This window comes from Phaeobacter sp. CAU 1743, from assembly GCF_039839315.1.
Lineage (GTDB): Bacteria > Pseudomonadota > Alphaproteobacteria > Rhodobacterales > Rhodobacteraceae > Phycobacter > Phycobacter gallaeciensis_A.
Genome location: NZ_JBDOQR010000042.1, coordinates 1 through 15,952, shown reverse-complemented (window position 1 = coordinate 15,952; position 15,952 = coordinate 1). Strand labels below are relative to the sequence as shown.

Below are 15,952 nucleotides of genomic sequence, written 5' to 3'. Positions count from 1 at the left end.
GGGATCAGGAGTCATAGACGAGAGAGGGCAGGTCGTGGCCATAGGCGTAGAGAAGCTCCAACAGTTCTTCGAGCTGTACGCCAGTCTGCTGCAGCCGGGCCAGAGCGTTGTTGGACTCCGAGACTTGCAGTTCGGGGTATTCGCCTTCGGGGCGCATATGCAGCATGCAGGCCACCGGGGCGCCGCTTTCGGGCGGAATGGCATTGGCAAGCCAGGCCGGGCGGCTGCCCATGCTTTCGGTTTCGCGCATGTCGAACAGGTCGAGATAGGCGTCAAAGTCATCCTCGTTGAGGCTGGCCCATGTGCCCAGCAGGAATTCGGCGCCACGGCTGTCGGCCAGCGGCAGGGCCAGAACGGCGCGCACAAAGCGTAGTTTGCCATAGCGGCAGAAATCCTCGGTCAGCACATCGCCGCGTTCTTCCAGCACCGCGGAGTTGTCCTGTACCACCAGATCATCGGGGCAGACGTCCGGCCGGTCGCAACTGAGGCTCAGCAATTGCGCAAAGGTGGCGCCGCAACAACGGCACTGGCGCGCAGAGGTCAGCATTCGGGCAAGATGGGCGTCCAAGGAATGGCCTTTCGTGGTCTTCGGGTCGTGGTATTCGGCTTGTGCCGTCCGGACGGTTGTCCGGGACCATAGGAAAGGGCGCCGATCACACGGATCAGCGCCCCCCCATTATTTGTTCGCGGCTCTCTTACTCTGCTGCGGGCTTCATTTCAAACCCCCGGTCGATCATATCCGACGGGGTGACCGGGTATTCACCCGAGAAGCAGGCGTCGCAGTATTGCGGGCATGCTTTGTCGCGGCCCTGGAACTGACCGACGGCGCGGTACAGACCATCCAGCGAAATGAACTTGAGACTGTCCACGGCCAGGTGCTCGGCCATCTGTTCCTCGCTCATCGAGGCAGCGAGCAGCTTGTCCCGGTCCGGGGTGTCGACACCGTAGAAACAGGGCCACGCAGTGGGCGGAGAGGCGATGCGGAAGTGCACCTCCTTGGCGCCGGCATCCAGGATCATCTCCTTGATCTTACGCGATGTTGTGCCGCGCACGACGGAATCGTCCACCAGGATGACCCGCTTGCCCTCGATCAGGGCGCGGTTGACGTTTAGCTTCAGACGCACGCCCATATTGCGGATCTGTTCGGTCGGCTCGATGAAGGTCCGGCCCATGTACTGGTTGCGGATGATCCCCATCGCATAGGGGATCCCCGATTCCAGCGAATAGCCGATTGCCGCCGGTGTGCCGCTGTCGGGCACCGGGCAGACGAGGTCGGCGTCGACCGGGTTTTCCTTGGCAAGTTCCCGCCCAATCGCCTCGCGGGTTTCATAGACCGAACGGCCACCGAGAATCGAATCGGGGCGCGAGAAGTAGACATGTTCGAAGATGCAGAACTTCGACGGCTGGGGACGGAAGGGGAAGTGGCTTTGCACACCCTCGTCGTTGATCACCACCATCTCACCCGGCTTGATCTCGCGGATGAACTCGGCACCGATGATATCCAGCGCGCAGGTTTCCGAGCTGAGCGCGTAGCCATCACCAATCTTGCCGAGGACCAGCGGGCGCACGCCCAGCGGGTCGCGCACACCAATCAGCTTGGTGCGGGTCATGGCGACGACGGAAAAGGCGCCTTCGACCTTGCGCAGGGCTTCTTCCATGCGGTCGGGGATCGACCGCCCCATGGAGCGCGCCATCAGGTGGATGATGCATTCGCTGTCCGAGGAGCTCTGGAAGATCGAGCCCCGCTCGATCAGCTCGCGGCGCAGGGCGTTCGCGTTGGTGATATTGCCGTTATGGGCAATGGCGGCGCCGCCCATGGCGAATTCGCCAAAGAAGGGCTGCACGTCGCGGATCGCGGTCTGGCCTTTGGAGCCGGCGGTGGAGTAGCGCACGTGGCCGATGGCCAGCGGGCCGGGCACCGTGGCCATCACATCCTGCGAGGTGAAGTTGTCGCGCACATAGCCAAAGCGGCGGACGCTGTTAAAGCCCTCGACAGGATCATGGGAGACGATCCCGCCTGCCTCCTGGCCGCGGTGCTGCAGGGCGTGCAGGCCGAGGGCGACAAAATTGGCGGCGTCCTGAACGCCTACGACGCCAAACACACCGCATTCTTCGCGGAGTTTGTCGTCATCAAAGGGGTGTGCGGGTGGCATCTGCGGCATCGGCAAGGCGTGTGGCTCCGAATCCGGGATTGAGTGATGGCCCTCACATAGTGCCTTAGGCAGCGGATGTCATCAAAGGATCACAATTGAATTCGGCAAAGCTTTATTTGTCGCGCCCGGTTACTGCCCGGATAAAAGGCGAAGTCTGGGGCGACATCCGTGGCAAACCGCAGCATCCTGTGGTCGAAAGCCGGGGTAACACTGGCGCTTTAGGCCGCCAGAGCTGGGGAAAAAATATCGTCGAAGGGCGCGGGAAAGCGTGCGTCTTCGCTGCCCATGCCGGTCAGGGCCAGGGCGCGGCCGTCTTCGCTGGCCAGAACCTGGCGCACTTCGCTGAGCGACAGTTCGCAGAAGGCGCCGTCAAAGCCACCGTCACCGGCCAGAACCAGCATGCCGCTTTCGGCCCAGAGCAGTTCTTCTTCGTCGCAGGTGATGTGAATGCGGCCGATGCTTTCCGGCGCGGCTGCCTTGATGCCTTTGTGGCCGGACAGGGAGATCAGCTTGGCCGTGATGAGCGGCACACCGAACAGGCGCTCGGCCGCGTCCAGTTCCAGCGCAACGGTCAGATCGGCCGGCAGAAGAAGGTCGGTGTCATTGCCAAGGGCGCCAGCGGGCACATGCATCAGGGTGGTGAGGCGCGGCACCGCGTGGCTCACGTCTTTCACTTCCTGCGCGCCACCATCATAGGTGTAGATCATGTCGCCGGGCTTCACGTCGCGGGCCTGAACGAAGCCACGGTCGGTTTCAACCAGGGTCGAGGGCAGGAAACCGCCGCTGCGGCTCTGGGCCGGGGTGTCCTGCAGGGGCGCGCTCTGGAACATCGGAAAATCCAACAGCATGTCCACCGGCTGGTAGTCAGCGAAAGAGTTGAAATGATCCAGAAACATGTCGTGTCCCTTCTGAGTGATAGTGGCTTTCTGCCTGTCGTTGAGCCTATGTGGCCCCCGAATTGGGCCGAAAATGGGGCAAGGGTGCGGCCAATTTAGAATTTGAACGATTTTCTGGGGACAAAACCGAGATTTTGGGCGGGATTGTTAACGAATTACCCGTGAGGAGACAGGTTTTGTTAACGTTTAGCCCTTGTCAGCGGGTGAAATTCGAAAATGTGACTGGGGCGTGATTCCTGCGGCCACGGTTACACTCGAATCGAGTCGCGTACGGGCGGGCAAGATGGGCCGACGGCGCAATCTGTGTTTGGGTGGGTGGCTTACAGATCTGATAATAAACAAAAAAGGCGCCCCTAAGGCGCCTTTTCAAACCTGTTCACAGTGCTGCGATGGTCGCGTGTCAGCCTTCGCAAGCGCCGATCAGGGCTTCGTACTGCTGGGTCACCCAACCCAGAGCCTGCTCGGGATTGCGCGCTTCGATCTTGCCGATCATGCGTTCGAAAACCACGGCAGAGCGGCTTTCGTCAACAATGGTAAAGCTCTGACCGGTCATCACCACATTATAGAGGAAGAAGGCGATGGCCACCAAAACGATGCCGCGCAGCACCCCGAAGAAGAAGCCTGCACCCTGATCCAGCCCACCTAGGGCCGAACGTTGTACCAGCGAGGCAAAGAGCGGAGTAAAGAAGGCGGCGACAATCAGCGCCAGGGCAAAGACGGCGGCAAAGGCTGCGATGATCGAGAGTTCGCAACTGTCGGCGATGAATTCACCCAGAACCGGGATTTCCGCCATCAGCGGTTCGACCTGCGGCGCAAACATGAAGGCCAGCACGCCAGCGGCGACCCATCCCGCGATTGCCATCGCCTCGCGCACCAGCCCGCGTGAATAGGCCAGCAGTGCCGATACGATGATGACCAGGGCCACGACCCCGTCGATAATGGTGAAACCTTCCATGTCCCTCGCCCGTTAGCCCGTAATTTAATTCTTTCGGCGACTTTAGCCGGCCCCGAAGAATTCGCCAACAAAACCGGTCAGGTCACTGACCTTGCGCTGGGAAAGGCCGTTCACGGATACGGATTTGCCGCCGCCGGGGGCAATGGCTGAGGTGAAACCAAGTTTTTGCGCCTCTTTCAACCGGTTTTCGGTCTGAGGCGCCGGTCTGAGGGCACCAGATAGTGAGATTTCTCCGAATATTGCGGTATCGGCGGGAAGTGGCGTATCCTCGCGGGCACTGAGCAAGGCTGCTGCCACCGCCAGATCGGCAGCGGGTTCCGAGATCTTCATGCCGCCCGCGACGTTCAGATAGACGTCCAATCCGGCAAAGGGGATGCCGCAGCGCGCCTCCAGCACGGCAAGGATCATGGCAAGTCGCGATGAGTCCCAGCCCACTACGGCGCGGCGCGGCTGTGAATGCGGCGAGGGGGCAACAAGCGCTTGAAGCTCTACCAGCACGGGGCGGGTGCCTTCGATGCCGGCAAAGACGACTGAGCCGGGTGAGGGTTGGCCCCGTTCGGAAAGGAACAGAGCCGAGGGGTTGATCACCTCCGAAAGGCCCGCACCGGTCATTTCAAAGACGCCGATCTCATCCGCGGGGCCAAAGCGGTTCTTCACCGCGCGCAGGATGCGGAACTGATGACCACGCTCGCCTTCGAAATAAAGCACGGTATCGACCATATGTTCGACCACGCGCGGGCCGGCGATCTGGCCTTCCTTGGTGACATGGCCGACCATGATGATCGAGATGCCGTTGGATTTGGCAAAGGTGGTCAGCTCATGCGCGGCGGCGCGGACCTGGCTGACCGATCCCGGCGCGCTGTCGACGTGGTCGGCCCACATGGTCTGAATGGAATCGATGATGGCGAGCTGCGGACGTTCCGCCTCCAGCGTGGTCAGGATATCGCGCAGGTTGGTTTCCGCAGCCAGTTTCACCGGCGCCTGCGCCAAACCAAGGCGCTGCGCGCGCATACGTACCTGGGCGCTGGCTTCCTCGCCGCTGACATAGACGGTTTTGACGCCTGCCTCGGCAAAACGCGCGGCGGCCTGAAGGAGCAGGGTCGACTTGCCGATGCCGGGATCACCGCCGACCAGAATGGCAGAGGCCGCGACCAGCCCGCCGCCCAGCACCCGGTCGAGTTCGCCAACGCCGGAATGGCTGCGCGGGGGCGGGGTTTCCTCGGTCGCGAGATCGGTGAGGGGGATGGTCCTGCCGCGCCGCATGCCGAGAGATTTCTTGGCCGGGCCGCCGGAGGAAAGGCCTTTGTCCTCGGTGATGGTGTTCCATTCGCCGCAGCCTTCGCAGCGGCCGGACCATTTGGAGAAGCTGGCGCCACAGGCCGAGCAGGAGAAGGAAGATGATTTTGCCATGCGGCTGTTCTGCCTCATGTTCAGGGTTTGTTCAAGCCTGGAAGGCGGTGCTCCCGCCCGTCGCGCGATCCCCTTTGGGGATCCGCTCCGGTTGGGCACGGCACCGCGGTAGCGGTGCCATCGGATCGGGAATGCACCGCGGCAGCGGTGCCGTTGGGTAAGGGGGCGCCGCTGTCGCGGCGCGAAAGATTTGCTGGGGAAGCGCTTCAGGGGCAGGTCTGCCCTGAAGGCGCGATTTCGAGTGTGTGAGTGATCAGATCCGCGTCAATGATCTGCGACCTTGCTGCGCAAGGCGGCGCGGGGCGCCGTCATTGACCCGGATCTGATCGGAGGTGGCGTTCGGTGAGGAGGCCGAGGGCGATGGAGGCGAGGATGCAGGCGGAGAACATGTAGAGGCCCCAGCCGGTCTCTATCGTGACATAGCCGATGCCTTTGGCAATGGTGATATAGAGCGCGATGAGGAAGATATCGGCCATCGCGAGCTTCCCCAGGACATGCAGCACCGGCTGGGCGCGGGGGTCGAGCAGGTCCCATTGCACCAGCGCAAGGCCGATGGTCTTGAGGTAGGGCGCGAAGATGGCAAAGAAGGTCACCAGCAGCGCCAGTATCACGTCGCTGCCCCAGAGGGATTGCAGGCCGGTGATGACGCTGATTTCGGATAGGCCGAACATCGGCAAGAGGCCCGCGCGCATCAGGGGCGCAAACCAGGCGATGGGGTAGAGGATCAGGAGCGAGAGGGTGGTAAGGCGCAGGATCATGTGGGTCCGGTTCGGTGGCTTTGCCTAGATGTGTGCCCTTTGCCGCCGATTTGGAAGGGGAAAGGTGTTGAGCGTTCCCCGGCCGGGGCACCTGTGGCCCGGCCAGCGCCCGACCCTCCCCACGGGAGGGCGCTTATTGCGCCCACCCAGGGGCAGGCGCTGGCCTTGATTGGAGAGAATATCTTTCGGCGGGGATGTTCAGCGCACGGCCTCGATCGGACCCTCGGCGCGGCCGTGGATGAACTGGTCGAGGTAGGGATCGCCGCTGTCATCCATCTGGCCAACGGGGCCGGTCCACTTGATCACCCCGTCATGCAGCATCGCGATATTGTCGGCAATCGCACGCACCGAGGTCATGTCGTGGGTGATGGTCATGGCGGTGGCGCCCATTTCGACCACGATTTCACGGATCAGATCGTTGATGACGCCTGCCATGATGGGATCAAGGCCGGTGGTGGGCTCATCAAAGAAGATGATCTCGGGCTCGGCGGCGATGGCGCGGGCGAGGCCGACGCGTTTCTGCATGCCGCCCGAGAGTTCGGCCGGCAGGCGGTCGGCGACATCGGGTTTGAGGCCGACGCGGCGCAGTTTCTCGACGGCGATCTCGCGGGCTTCCTCTGCGGGGCGTTTCAGCGCGCCGCGCATCAGGCGGAAGGCGACGTTCTGCCAGACGGGCAGGGAGTCAAACAGCGCACCACCCTGAAACAGCATGCCAAAGCGGGCGAGGAAGGCATCGCGGTCGCCTGCATCCGCCGGTTTGCCATCGACCAGGATGCTGCCGCTGTCGGGGTTGATAAGGCCGAGAACGCATTTCAGCGCCACCGATTTGCCGGTGCCGGAGCCGCCGATGATCACCATTGAGGTGCCTTTGGGAACCTCCAGCGTCATACCGCGCAGAACCTGGTTGGAGCCGAAGGCCTTGTGGACGTTGTCGAGCTTGATCATACCGAGAAGAAGACCCCCGTCAGCAGGAAGTTGGCGGCCAGGATCAGGATGGCAGCAGCCTCGACCGATCCTTTGGTGGCGCTGCCGACGCCCTGGGCGCCGCGGCCCGATTGCATGCCGTAATAGCAGCCCATCAGCGCTGCGATGGTGCCGAAGGCCGCGCCTTTGACCAGCGATGAGACGATGTCGAGCGTTTCCAGGAAATCCACGGTGTTCTTGAGGTAAGCCGCCGCGTTGAAATCGAGATTGTGCACCGCCACCGCGTAACCACCAGCGATACCGATGATGTCGCCGATACCCACCAGCAATGGCACGGTCAGGAAGGCCGCCAGCACGCGGGGGGCAACGAGGTATTGCATCGGATTGGTTGAGAGCGTCACCAGTGCGTCGATCTGCTCGGTCACCTTCATGGTGGCGATCTCCGCCGCGATGGAGGAGGTGACGCGGGCAGCGATCATCAGGCCGACCAACACCGGGCCAAGTTCGCGTACCATGCCGATGGCGACGATCTGGGGCACCACGGCCTCGGCATTGAAGCGCGCGCCACCTGCGTAGATCTGCAGCGCCAGCGCGCCGCCGGTAAAGATCGCGGTGAGCCCAACCACCGGCAGCGACAGCCAGCCGATGTGCAGAAGCGCCTGCAGCGTTTCCTTGCCGTAGAACGGCGGGCGGATCATGTGGCTGAGCGTCGAGAGCCCAAAAAGCGCGACCCGGCCGACAACTGCGAGCATGTGCAGAACCAGGCGACCGATACGGGCAAGAAGGGCGAGCGGGCTCATCCTTGGTAGGTCCGTGCGTAGCGCGCGCCAAGAGAGGTCAGGATCTCATACCCGATGGTACCGGCTGCATCGGCCAGCGCGTCGACGGTCTGCTGCTCGTTCAGAAGGGTCAGAACGGCGGGATCCTCGGACAGATCGGTGACGTCGATGGTGATCAGATCCATGGAAATGCGGCCCACAACGGGGCAGGGCGTGGCTCCGGCGTAGGCCTTGATGTCGCCATCGGTCATCCGGCGCAGCAGACCATCTGCATAGCCCGCCGCGACGGTTGCGATGCGGCATTGGCGCGGCGCGGTCCAGGTGTTGCCATAGCCGACGGTCTCACCGGGCATCAGGTCGCGGATCTGGATGACCGGCAGGTCCAGTTGTACCACGGGCAGGGCATCGCCAAATGGGCGACCGCCGTAAAGACCGATACCGGGGCGGCAGAGATCGAAATGGTAATCACGGCCCAGCAGCATGCCGCCGGTAGCCGACAGGGACCGGGGCACTTCGATACCGTCGGTCATCTCCTGGAAGGCTTTCAATTGCTGCGGGTTCATCGGGTGGTCCGGCTCATCCGCGCAGGCAAGGTGCGACATCAGCAGCACCGGGTTCTGCCCCAGCGCGATATCACGCACGGCGCCCCATTCGCCGGGCTCCATGCCCAGCCGGTTCATGCCGCAGTCCAGCTGCACACCGAACGGGTGGCCGGGCAGCGCCTCGAAATGGCGCAGCATCTGATCGAGCGAATTCAGCATTGGAGTCAGTTGGAAGTCGCGCAGGAGTTTTGCATCGCCCTCCATATGACCGGAAAAGACCGAGATCCCCGGACCGGGGCCCAGGGCGCGGCGCAGGGCGACGCCTTCCTCGGCGATGGCCACAAAGAAATTGCGCGCTCCGGCCTTGGCCAGAGCGGTGGCGACGCGGCCTGAATCGAGGCCGTATCCATTTGCCTTGACCACTGCGGCGGTCTCGCAGTTGGTCTTGGTGTTCAGGTTCCGCCAGTTTGTCACCAGCGCATCCAGATTGATTGTCAGTCTTGCCGTGCTCATGCCCCGTTCATGACATGCGCGCCGCAGGGGTCAAGTGGAATTCGCCCTGCTTTGGCCTAGGCGCGGCCTCCTTGGCGTGCTCCCGCCTGTGGCAGGGCATTCAGGCGGTCAGTCGCGGTCTTTTGCCGCTGTCCGCATGGAGGCGTTGGAGTGCCAGAAAATCCGCACACAGGTGGCAAGCCCTTGCTCGTTCAGATCGGCAACCAGGGTGCCGTCCAGCTCCATCCGGGGCAGGGGATCGCCGGGCTGGCGGTCGGGCAGGCCGGTGCCAGTGGATTTTGCCCAGATCTGGAACAATTCCTCGCTGGCGACCTGATAGGTGACGTTCCAGTGGCCGATGCCCCCGGTGGGCGTTTCGGCCAGAACCGAGGGTGTCAGGCATATACCCTGTTGCAGCTTGATCCGATCCCAGTAACGGGCCAACTCGTTGGGGCCGGTCTGCACCTGAAAGGGCGTGTTCCAATATTGCCCGTCGGGGGTGAATAACGCAGCAAAGCCATCGGAATCCTGCGCCTCCCAGACCTGTTTGTAGGCCTGCATGAAATCATGGATGCGCATTGGGTGTCCTCTGGCTGTGCTGTTTTGGGAAAGCCTGCTTTATTCGTAGCCGTCCGGCTGCTGCTGCCAGGATTTGGCGAGGTTGCCAAAGCGGGTGAACTGCGCCTCAAACGACAATTCGACCGTGCCGATGGGACCGTGACGCTGCTTACCGACGATGACCTCGGCCTTGGCGTGCAGACGCTCCATCGCCTGTTTCCACTCTTCCATCTTGTCCAGCTCGTGATCGCCGGGTTTTTCCCGTTCCTTGTAGTATTCTTCGCGGAACACGAACATCACCACGTCGGCATCCTGTTCGATCGATCCCGATTCCCGAAGGTCCGACAGCTGCGGGCGTTTGTCGTCGCGGCTTTCGACCTGACGTGACAGCTGCGACAGGGCCACCACCGGAATGTTCAGCTCTTTCGCGATGGCCTTCATCCCCATCGAGATTTCGGCAATCTCGTTCACCCGGTTGTCGGACATGCCGCGGCAAAGCTGCAGGTAGTCGATCACCAGAAGGTCCAGCCCGTGGGTCCGCTTCAGGCGGCGGGCGCGGGCGGCCAGCTGCGAAATCGGCAGGGCGGGGGTGTCGTCGATGAACAATGGGCAGCTTTCAAGATCCTTGGCGGCCTGCACGAAGCGGCGGAATTCGCCTTCGGTCATGTCACCCTGACGGATCTTGTGGCTGGAAATCTCGGATGCTTCGGCAAGGATACGGCCCGCCAGCTGTTCGGCGCTCATCTCGAGTGAGAAGAAGCCGACCACGCCGCCATCGACGGCGCCTTCGTTGCCATCGGGTTTCACCCCGCGTTTATAGGCCTTGGCGACGTTGAAGGCGATGTTGGTCGCAAGCGAGGTTTTGCCCATCGAGGGACGTCCCGCGAGGATCAGAAGGTCCGACGGGTGCAGACCGCCAAGCTGTTTGTCGAGATCATCAAGACCGGTGGAAATCCCGGCCATGCCGCCGCCGCGCTGATAGGCTTCGTTGGTGACGTTGACCGCCTCTGTCACCGCTTTCAGGAAGGATTTGAAGCCGCTTTCGGTCTGGCCCTGTTCGGCCAGCTGATAGAGCGATTGTTCGGCTTCGACGATCTGTTCTTTCGGCTCTGACGACACATCCACCCGGCGCGCCTTGTCAGAGATCGACTGCCCCAGCGCGATCAGTTCGCGCCGGATCGCCAGATCATAGATCATCTGCGCATAGTCGCGCACCGCATAGGCCGAGATCGAGGCCCCGGCCAGTTTTGCCAGATAGGCCGGGCCGCCCAGCTCCTTCAGCCCTTCATCATCTTCCATGAAGGCTTTCAGCGTCACCGGAGAGGCCAGCGCGTTCTTGGAGATCCGCGCCGCGGCGATTTCATAGATGCGGGTGTGAACCGGGTCGTAGAAATGGGTGGAATTGATGATCGACGCCACGCGGTCGTAGACGTCGTTGTTGGTCAGGATCGCCCCCAGAAGCTGCTGTTCGGCTTCGACCGAATGGGGCAGCTCGTTGGCCTCCATGCCGCTGGCCTGCTGCGGAGCATCAGGCTCGGGCATGGGCGCGGGGGGCTGGTCGCCATCAAAAGGGGTCAGTTCGTTCATCACGGCTCTCTTCGTTCGGTCCGGATAGATAGGTCGATTTGGTGTCGCAAAGCCATCTGGAAATCCCTGTGGACATCCTGTGGATAGCTGTCCGCCCCTGGGGAGCGTTTAAGGCGCCCGCAGGGGGAGGCGCAATATCGGGTAGCATGGCACGGTTGCGCGCCCAAATAAAGTATCCAGCACGCGAGGTTTGTTCTTTCGAACTGGCGTGCTGGATCAGGGCTTAAACGGCAGGCCAGGCCTGCCTGCGCGTTTTAGGCGGATTTATGCGCATCCTGCCAGGCACGCGGGTCCTTGAGGAACTTCTCCACCTCATCCAGCGTTTCGGTGCTGAAGGCTTCTTGCGCGCGGGCTTCGGCCAGAACGTCCCACCAGGAGCAGAGGTAATGCAGCTCGACCCCGTGATCGCCCAGCGTCTTGGTCGTTTCCGGGAAGATGTCGTAGTAGAAGATCACCGCCGTGTGGCCGCAGGTGGCGCCGGTTTCGCGGATCGCATCGACAAAGGACAGTTTCGAACCGCCATCGGTGGTCAGATCCTCGACCAGCAGCACCCGCTCGCCTTCGCTCATCGCGCCTTCGATGCGGGCGTTGCGGCCGTACCCTTTGGGCTTTTTGCGCACATAGGTCATCGGCAGCGCCATACGCTCGGCCACCAGCGCGGCAAAGGGAATGCCGGCCGTTTCACCACCCGCGATATTGTCGAAGGCTTCAAAGCCTGCATTGCGCATCACGGTGACGGTCATGAAGTCCATCAGCGTGGAGCGGATGCGCGGGAAGGAGATCAGCTTGCGGCAATCGATATAGCTGGGCGAGGGCAGGCCGGAGGCCAGCGTGTAGGGCGTATCGGTGTTGAAGTTCACCGCGCCGATTTCCAGCAGCATCCTGGCAGAGAGGCGGGCGATTTCTTCGGCAGAGGGGTAGGAGGAGGGGATCATGTGGCAGCTCCGCAAATTGAATGTCTTTCCCCATGCGCAGCCGCGATGCCACGCAGGTTTGCGCGCCCGCCATTGGGGACGGGTCGGGCGCGAACCGGACCGCATGCGGTCCGGGGAATTTTGGCATGGGTCAGGCCAGCGCTCACGCCTGAACCGTCCAATGCACCGGGAAGCCGGGATCGAACACGGTCACCGGGCCTTCGCCGCTTTCGATCTTCTCGGGGAAGGCGGCGGGGGCGTCCTGTTTGACCAGGGTGATGGTGCTGTCGTTTTCCGGCAGGCGATAAAAGGCCGGGCCGTTTTTCGAGGCAAAGCCTTCCAGCTTGTCCAGCGCGCCATCCTCTTCGAACACATGGGCGAGCAGCGCCATGGTGTTGGTGGCGGTGAAACAGCCGGCGCAGCCGCAGGCGCTTTCCTTGTTGGGATCGGTGTGCGGCGCCGAATCCGTGCCGAGGAAGAACCGCGCATCGCCCGAGGTCGCCGCCGCACGCAGGGCTAGGCGGTGTTCTTCGCGCTTGGCCACCGGCAGGCAGTAATAATGCGGTTTGATGCCGCCAACCAGGATGTGGTTGCGGTTGATGATCAGGTGATGGGTGGTGATGGTCGCGCCGAGGTCCGCCGCGTTAGCCTTCACATAGTCCACGCCGTTGGCGGTGGTGATATGCTCCATCACGACGCGCAGGCCCGGTGTGGCGCGGCGCACCGGGTCCAGCACCCGGTCGATGAACACGGCTTCGCGGTCGAAGATGTCGATGTCGCTGTCGGTCACCTCGCCATGCACACAGAGCGGCAAGCCGATTTCGGCCATTTTCTCCAGCACCGGACGCACCTTGTCGAAATCACGCACGCCCGAAGCCGAATTGGTGGTGGCCCCGGCGGGGTAGAGTTTCACCGCCTTGATCAACCCGCTGGCATGGGCCGCAGCCATATCGCCGGGATCTGTGTCCTCGGTCAGATAGAGCGTCATCAGCGGCTCAAAGGACATGTCGCCTGGCAGCGCGGCCAGGATGCGATCGCGATAAGCGGCGGCCTGCGCCCCGGTTACCACCGGCGGCACCAGATTGGGCATGATGATGGCGCGGCCGAAATGGCGCGCAGTTTCCGGCAGCACGGCCTGCAGCATGGCGCCGTCGCGCAGGTGCAGATGCCAGTCATCGGGGCGGGTGAGGGTCAGCGTCTGGGGCGTGGTCTGTGTCATGGCGCCGCGTTAGCACAGGCACGCAGAAAGGGGAAGAAAGAAGCCCGCCACAGGACGATCTGTCACCGGTGCCGAGTGCTGGGCATAACTATTCTATCAGACGGCGAGGGGCGCGTTGGGATCAGCGCTCCGGCGGCAGGGTGAAATCGCCCTCGGCGGCGCGTTTGCGCAGGTTCTGCAGCCGTTGCCGGAACCGCGGCGCGCGCAGGCGCGCGGTCACGTTGCGGCACAGCAGGGTCATCAGATAAGGCCGGTCGCGTTTGTCGAGGTGTGCCATGACGTTGCGCAGATAGGCCGTGTTGTTGCGCCGGGCGCGCAGAACGCGTGACAAAGCCAGATCGGTCAGCTTGCCCGAACCAGCCATCGACAGGATCTGATAGAGCACATCCATTTCGATCAGCCGCGTCTGCACCGCCTCGCCAAAATCCGGCAGACGGCGGCGGGTGACATTGGGGCGGGCAAACAAGGCGGCGTGCATCGCATCCAGATGTTCGCGCGGATCATACAGGACAAAGGCATGATCGACGGCGTCCAGCATATCGGGCGCGTAGCCATAGCGGTCGGTGAAGGAGGTGCGGCGCATCTCGATAAACCGTTCATCCCATTCGGTCATGCGCGGATCCAGCGTCGCCTGCGGCTGGATCGCCACCACGGTTGCGCCGGGGGCCGCCACCGAAAAGGCGCTGGCCGCATAGCCGCAGGGGCCGGCGCCGTAGAATACGACATTGTCGAATTCCTCGAAAAACCCGTCGTCGATCAGCTGGTCGACAAAGCCAAAGACCTGTTCGTCGCGGAACCAGGTGTCGCCATCCGAAATCATGCACAGATGCGACCAGCCAAGATTGCGGACCAGATCAAAGCCCAGCGGTTGCGCCAGTTCGGACAGGCTCTGGATGCCTTGGATGGTTTCAAAGCTCACAAGAAGCGTGTTGCCCTGATCGATGAAGGCGGCGCAGTGGCGCGCGCCCAGAGGCTGGAACATACCCAGTTCCTCGCTGAGCATAGCAAGCCGCTCTTTCCACTGGGCCGGTTTCAGCCCGGAAAGATCTGTCTCAAGCGCGTCTGAACCGTCCTGCATGCCCATGATCCTCTGCCTCCGGGCCTTTGACGGACCGGTAGTTGGGTCTGAAACTAGGGGTGGAATGCGGCAAAATTGAGAAAAACTCATGCCAGTTTTCCGGCTCCGCGCGGGTCAGTCCGTGCCGTTTCCTCCGGGCGGCTCGGCCTCTCCGTTGGCCCGGTCTGCCGACTGCTCCGGGGGCGCTTGTGGCGCGGGGTCGCTGAGTGCCTGTTCGGCCCAGCGTCCCAATGTTGCGAACCCGGCCAGGGTGCGCGCGGTGACGGCGTTGATCGGGCGCGAGGGCGGGGTCATCAATAGCCGGGCAAAGAGGGCGCGAAACGGTTCCTGCAACATCAGCTCGCGGAACCGGGCGTGACGCCAGGCCACGGCTTTTTCGTGCAGGCGGGCGAGTTTGCCATCCTCCAGCAGCAGCGCCTGAATGGCGGCGCGCGCCTCGCTGTAGCGGGCAATGGAGGTATCTTCATCGGTGTTGAAGTTGCGTTCGACCCAGTAATCCACATCGAGCATATGATCCGAATGCACCGCGCGGCCTCGGTCTGCCTTCAGGACGAAACTTTCCATCGCGCCAAGCGCATAGTGGTTCAGCTGCGCCAGCCGGTGGTTGGGCTGGCCGTAGTCGGAAAACAGGCGGCGGGTCTTGAACTGCGGCCCCAGTTCTCGCCCTTCGCAATCGAACCAGCGGAACTGTTCCAGCGCACTGTCGTCCTCTACCCCGCGCGGGCGGTGCACCCCGGTTTTGCGATAGGTGCCGTCGTTGCGATAAAGCGTCTTGAACATCGCCGCGCGCCAGGGCCAGTGGATCACCTCGGGGGCGCAGCGGGTGAACTGCTCCGTCACCGGCGTGTCCTCATAGCGCAGGGTGTCGCCACTACCGAACAGCCGCCATGTCAGGGGGATGGCGTCGGCCTCTGGCAGCGCTTCCAAGAGGTCGCCCAACTGACCACGGCCCGCGTGAATATTGACGAACTCGTCGATATCCAGCGCCATGATCCAGTCGGCCTTTTTCACCAGCCGGTGCCGGTCCGCCAGCTTCAGGGCGCTGAACTGGATGCCACCCTTGCCGTAGGGGCCGTCGTTGCGCACATGGGTCAGGTGGCCAAGGTCATCGAGCCGGTCCAGCATCCTGTCGGTGCCATCCTGGCAGTCGTTTGAAAAGACAAGGAAATCAGTGAACCCCACGGCGCGGTGATGGGCCAGCCATTCGAGCAGAAAGGCACCTTCGTTTCGCAGGGTCAGGATGGCCAGATACCGCATGGTCCTACCAGTCGGACCGGAACACGGCGACCTTGCCATGCGACCAGCGCGGGAAGAACACCAGACCCGCGGCATCAAGGCATTGAAAGACCTTGCGGATGCCTGCCTTGCCGATCCATTGCGGATGGGTTTCGATCAGCACCGCACGCAGCGAGGACAGGTCCATCTTTGGCAACAGCTCTGCCTCGGCGCCCTCGATATCGCAGATCAGCACGCTGGGTTTCAGCTCTGCCATCACCCGGTTCATGTCGCGCATCGGCACTTCGACCTGCTGAACGTCAGGGCCATCCTCGGCCATTGGTGTCAGAGCCCGATTTGAAACTAATTGAGTGAGTTCAGGAGGTTGTGTTTCTGTTCGGGTACGACACTGAACGGAGACCACGATGGCCTGGACCGAACTCACCCGCAGCCAGCATGCCCGTGAGGGCGA

At 62.6% G+C, this 15,952-nt stretch carries 16 protein-coding genes; all 16 read right to left on the bottom strand.

Annotated features, from left to right (window positions below):
* Window positions 1-4 precede the first annotated feature (4 nt).
* A complete protein-coding gene (locus AAFO90_RS15820; RefSeq protein WP_274839377.1) occupies window positions 5-547 on the bottom strand; it encodes a DUF2199 domain-containing protein in 543 nt (180 codons plus the stop codon).
* A 148-nt stretch (window positions 548-695) separates the two neighbouring features.
* On the bottom strand, window positions 696-2,162 hold the full coding sequence (gene purF, locus AAFO90_RS15815) for an amidophosphoribosyltransferase (protein ID WP_274828741.1): 1,467 nt from the start codon (window positions 2,160-2,162) through the stop codon (window positions 696-698).
* A 209-nt stretch (window positions 2,163-2,371) separates the two neighbouring features.
* Window positions 2,372-3,049, bottom strand: a complete 678-nt coding sequence (locus tag AAFO90_RS15810) for a Hint domain-containing protein (RefSeq protein ID WP_347509986.1) — start codon at window positions 3,047-3,049, stop codon at window positions 2,372-2,374.
* 400 nt (window positions 3,050-3,449) lie between these two features.
* Window positions 3,450-4,004, bottom strand: coding sequence for a CvpA family protein (locus tag AAFO90_RS15805; protein ID WP_347509985.1), 555 nt, complete (start codon window positions 4,002-4,004; stop codon window positions 3,450-3,452).
* 42 nt (window positions 4,005-4,046) lie between these two features.
* A complete protein-coding gene (gene radA, locus AAFO90_RS15800; RefSeq protein ID WP_274828739.1) occupies window positions 4,047-5,414 on the bottom strand; it encodes a DNA repair protein RadA in 1,368 nt (455 codons plus the stop codon).
* 308 nt (window positions 5,415-5,722) lie between these two features.
* The gene (locus AAFO90_RS15795; RefSeq protein ID WP_347509984.1) at window positions 5,723-6,172 is read right to left on the bottom strand and encodes a paraquat-inducible protein A; all 450 of its coding nucleotides are present in this window, start codon (window positions 6,170-6,172) and stop codon (window positions 5,723-5,725) included.
* 198 nt (window positions 6,173-6,370) lie between these two features.
* Entirely contained in the window at window positions 6,371-7,117 is a 747-nt protein-coding gene (locus tag AAFO90_RS15790; protein WP_347509983.1) for an ATP-binding cassette domain-containing protein, read from the bottom strand.
* A complete protein-coding gene (locus AAFO90_RS15785) occupies window positions 7,114-7,896 on the bottom strand; it encodes an ABC transporter permease (RefSeq protein WP_065273172.1) in 783 nt (260 codons plus the stop codon). The genes AAFO90_RS15790 and AAFO90_RS15785 overlap by 4 nt, the downstream gene beginning before the upstream one ends.
* Complete coding sequence (gene alr, locus AAFO90_RS15780; protein ID WP_347509982.1) at window positions 7,893-8,930, bottom strand: alanine racemase; 1,038 nt, start codon at window positions 8,928-8,930, stop codon at window positions 7,893-7,895. The genes AAFO90_RS15785 and alr overlap by 4 nt, the downstream gene beginning before the upstream one ends.
* A gap of 108 nt (window positions 8,931-9,038) precedes the next feature.
* Entirely contained in the window at window positions 9,039-9,488 is a 450-nt protein-coding gene (locus AAFO90_RS15775) for a nuclear transport factor 2 family protein (RefSeq protein WP_347509981.1), read from the bottom strand.
* Window positions 9,489-9,527: 39 nt separating this feature from the next.
* Window positions 9,528-11,054, bottom strand: coding sequence for a replicative DNA helicase (locus AAFO90_RS15770; RefSeq protein WP_347509980.1), 1,527 nt, complete (start codon window positions 11,052-11,054; stop codon window positions 9,528-9,530).
* 254 nt (window positions 11,055-11,308) lie between these two features.
* Complete coding sequence (locus AAFO90_RS15765) at window positions 11,309-11,989, bottom strand: orotate phosphoribosyltransferase (RefSeq protein WP_347509979.1); 681 nt, start codon at window positions 11,987-11,989, stop codon at window positions 11,309-11,311.
* Window positions 11,990-12,131: 142 nt separating this feature from the next.
* Entirely contained in the window at window positions 12,132-13,187 is a 1,056-nt protein-coding gene (pyrC, locus tag AAFO90_RS15760; RefSeq protein WP_347509978.1) for a dihydroorotase, read from the bottom strand.
* A gap of 121 nt (window positions 13,188-13,308) precedes the next feature.
* The gene (locus AAFO90_RS15755; RefSeq protein ID WP_347509977.1) at window positions 13,309-14,265 is read right to left on the bottom strand and encodes a phosphoadenosine phosphosulfate reductase; all 957 of its coding nucleotides are present in this window, start codon (window positions 14,263-14,265) and stop codon (window positions 13,309-13,311) included.
* Between the two features lie 114 nt (window positions 14,266-14,379).
* Window positions 14,380-15,522, bottom strand: a complete 1,143-nt coding sequence (locus tag AAFO90_RS15750) for a glycosyltransferase family 2 protein (RefSeq protein ID WP_347509976.1) — start codon at window positions 15,520-15,522, stop codon at window positions 14,380-14,382.
* Window positions 15,523-15,526: 4 nt separating this feature from the next.
* Window positions 15,527-15,820 carry a hypothetical protein gene (locus AAFO90_RS15745; RefSeq protein WP_347509975.1) on the bottom strand — a complete coding sequence of 98 codons (294 nt, stop codon included), beginning with the start codon at window positions 15,818-15,820 and terminating at the stop codon, window positions 15,527-15,529.
* Window positions 15,821-15,952 lie beyond the last annotated feature (132 nt).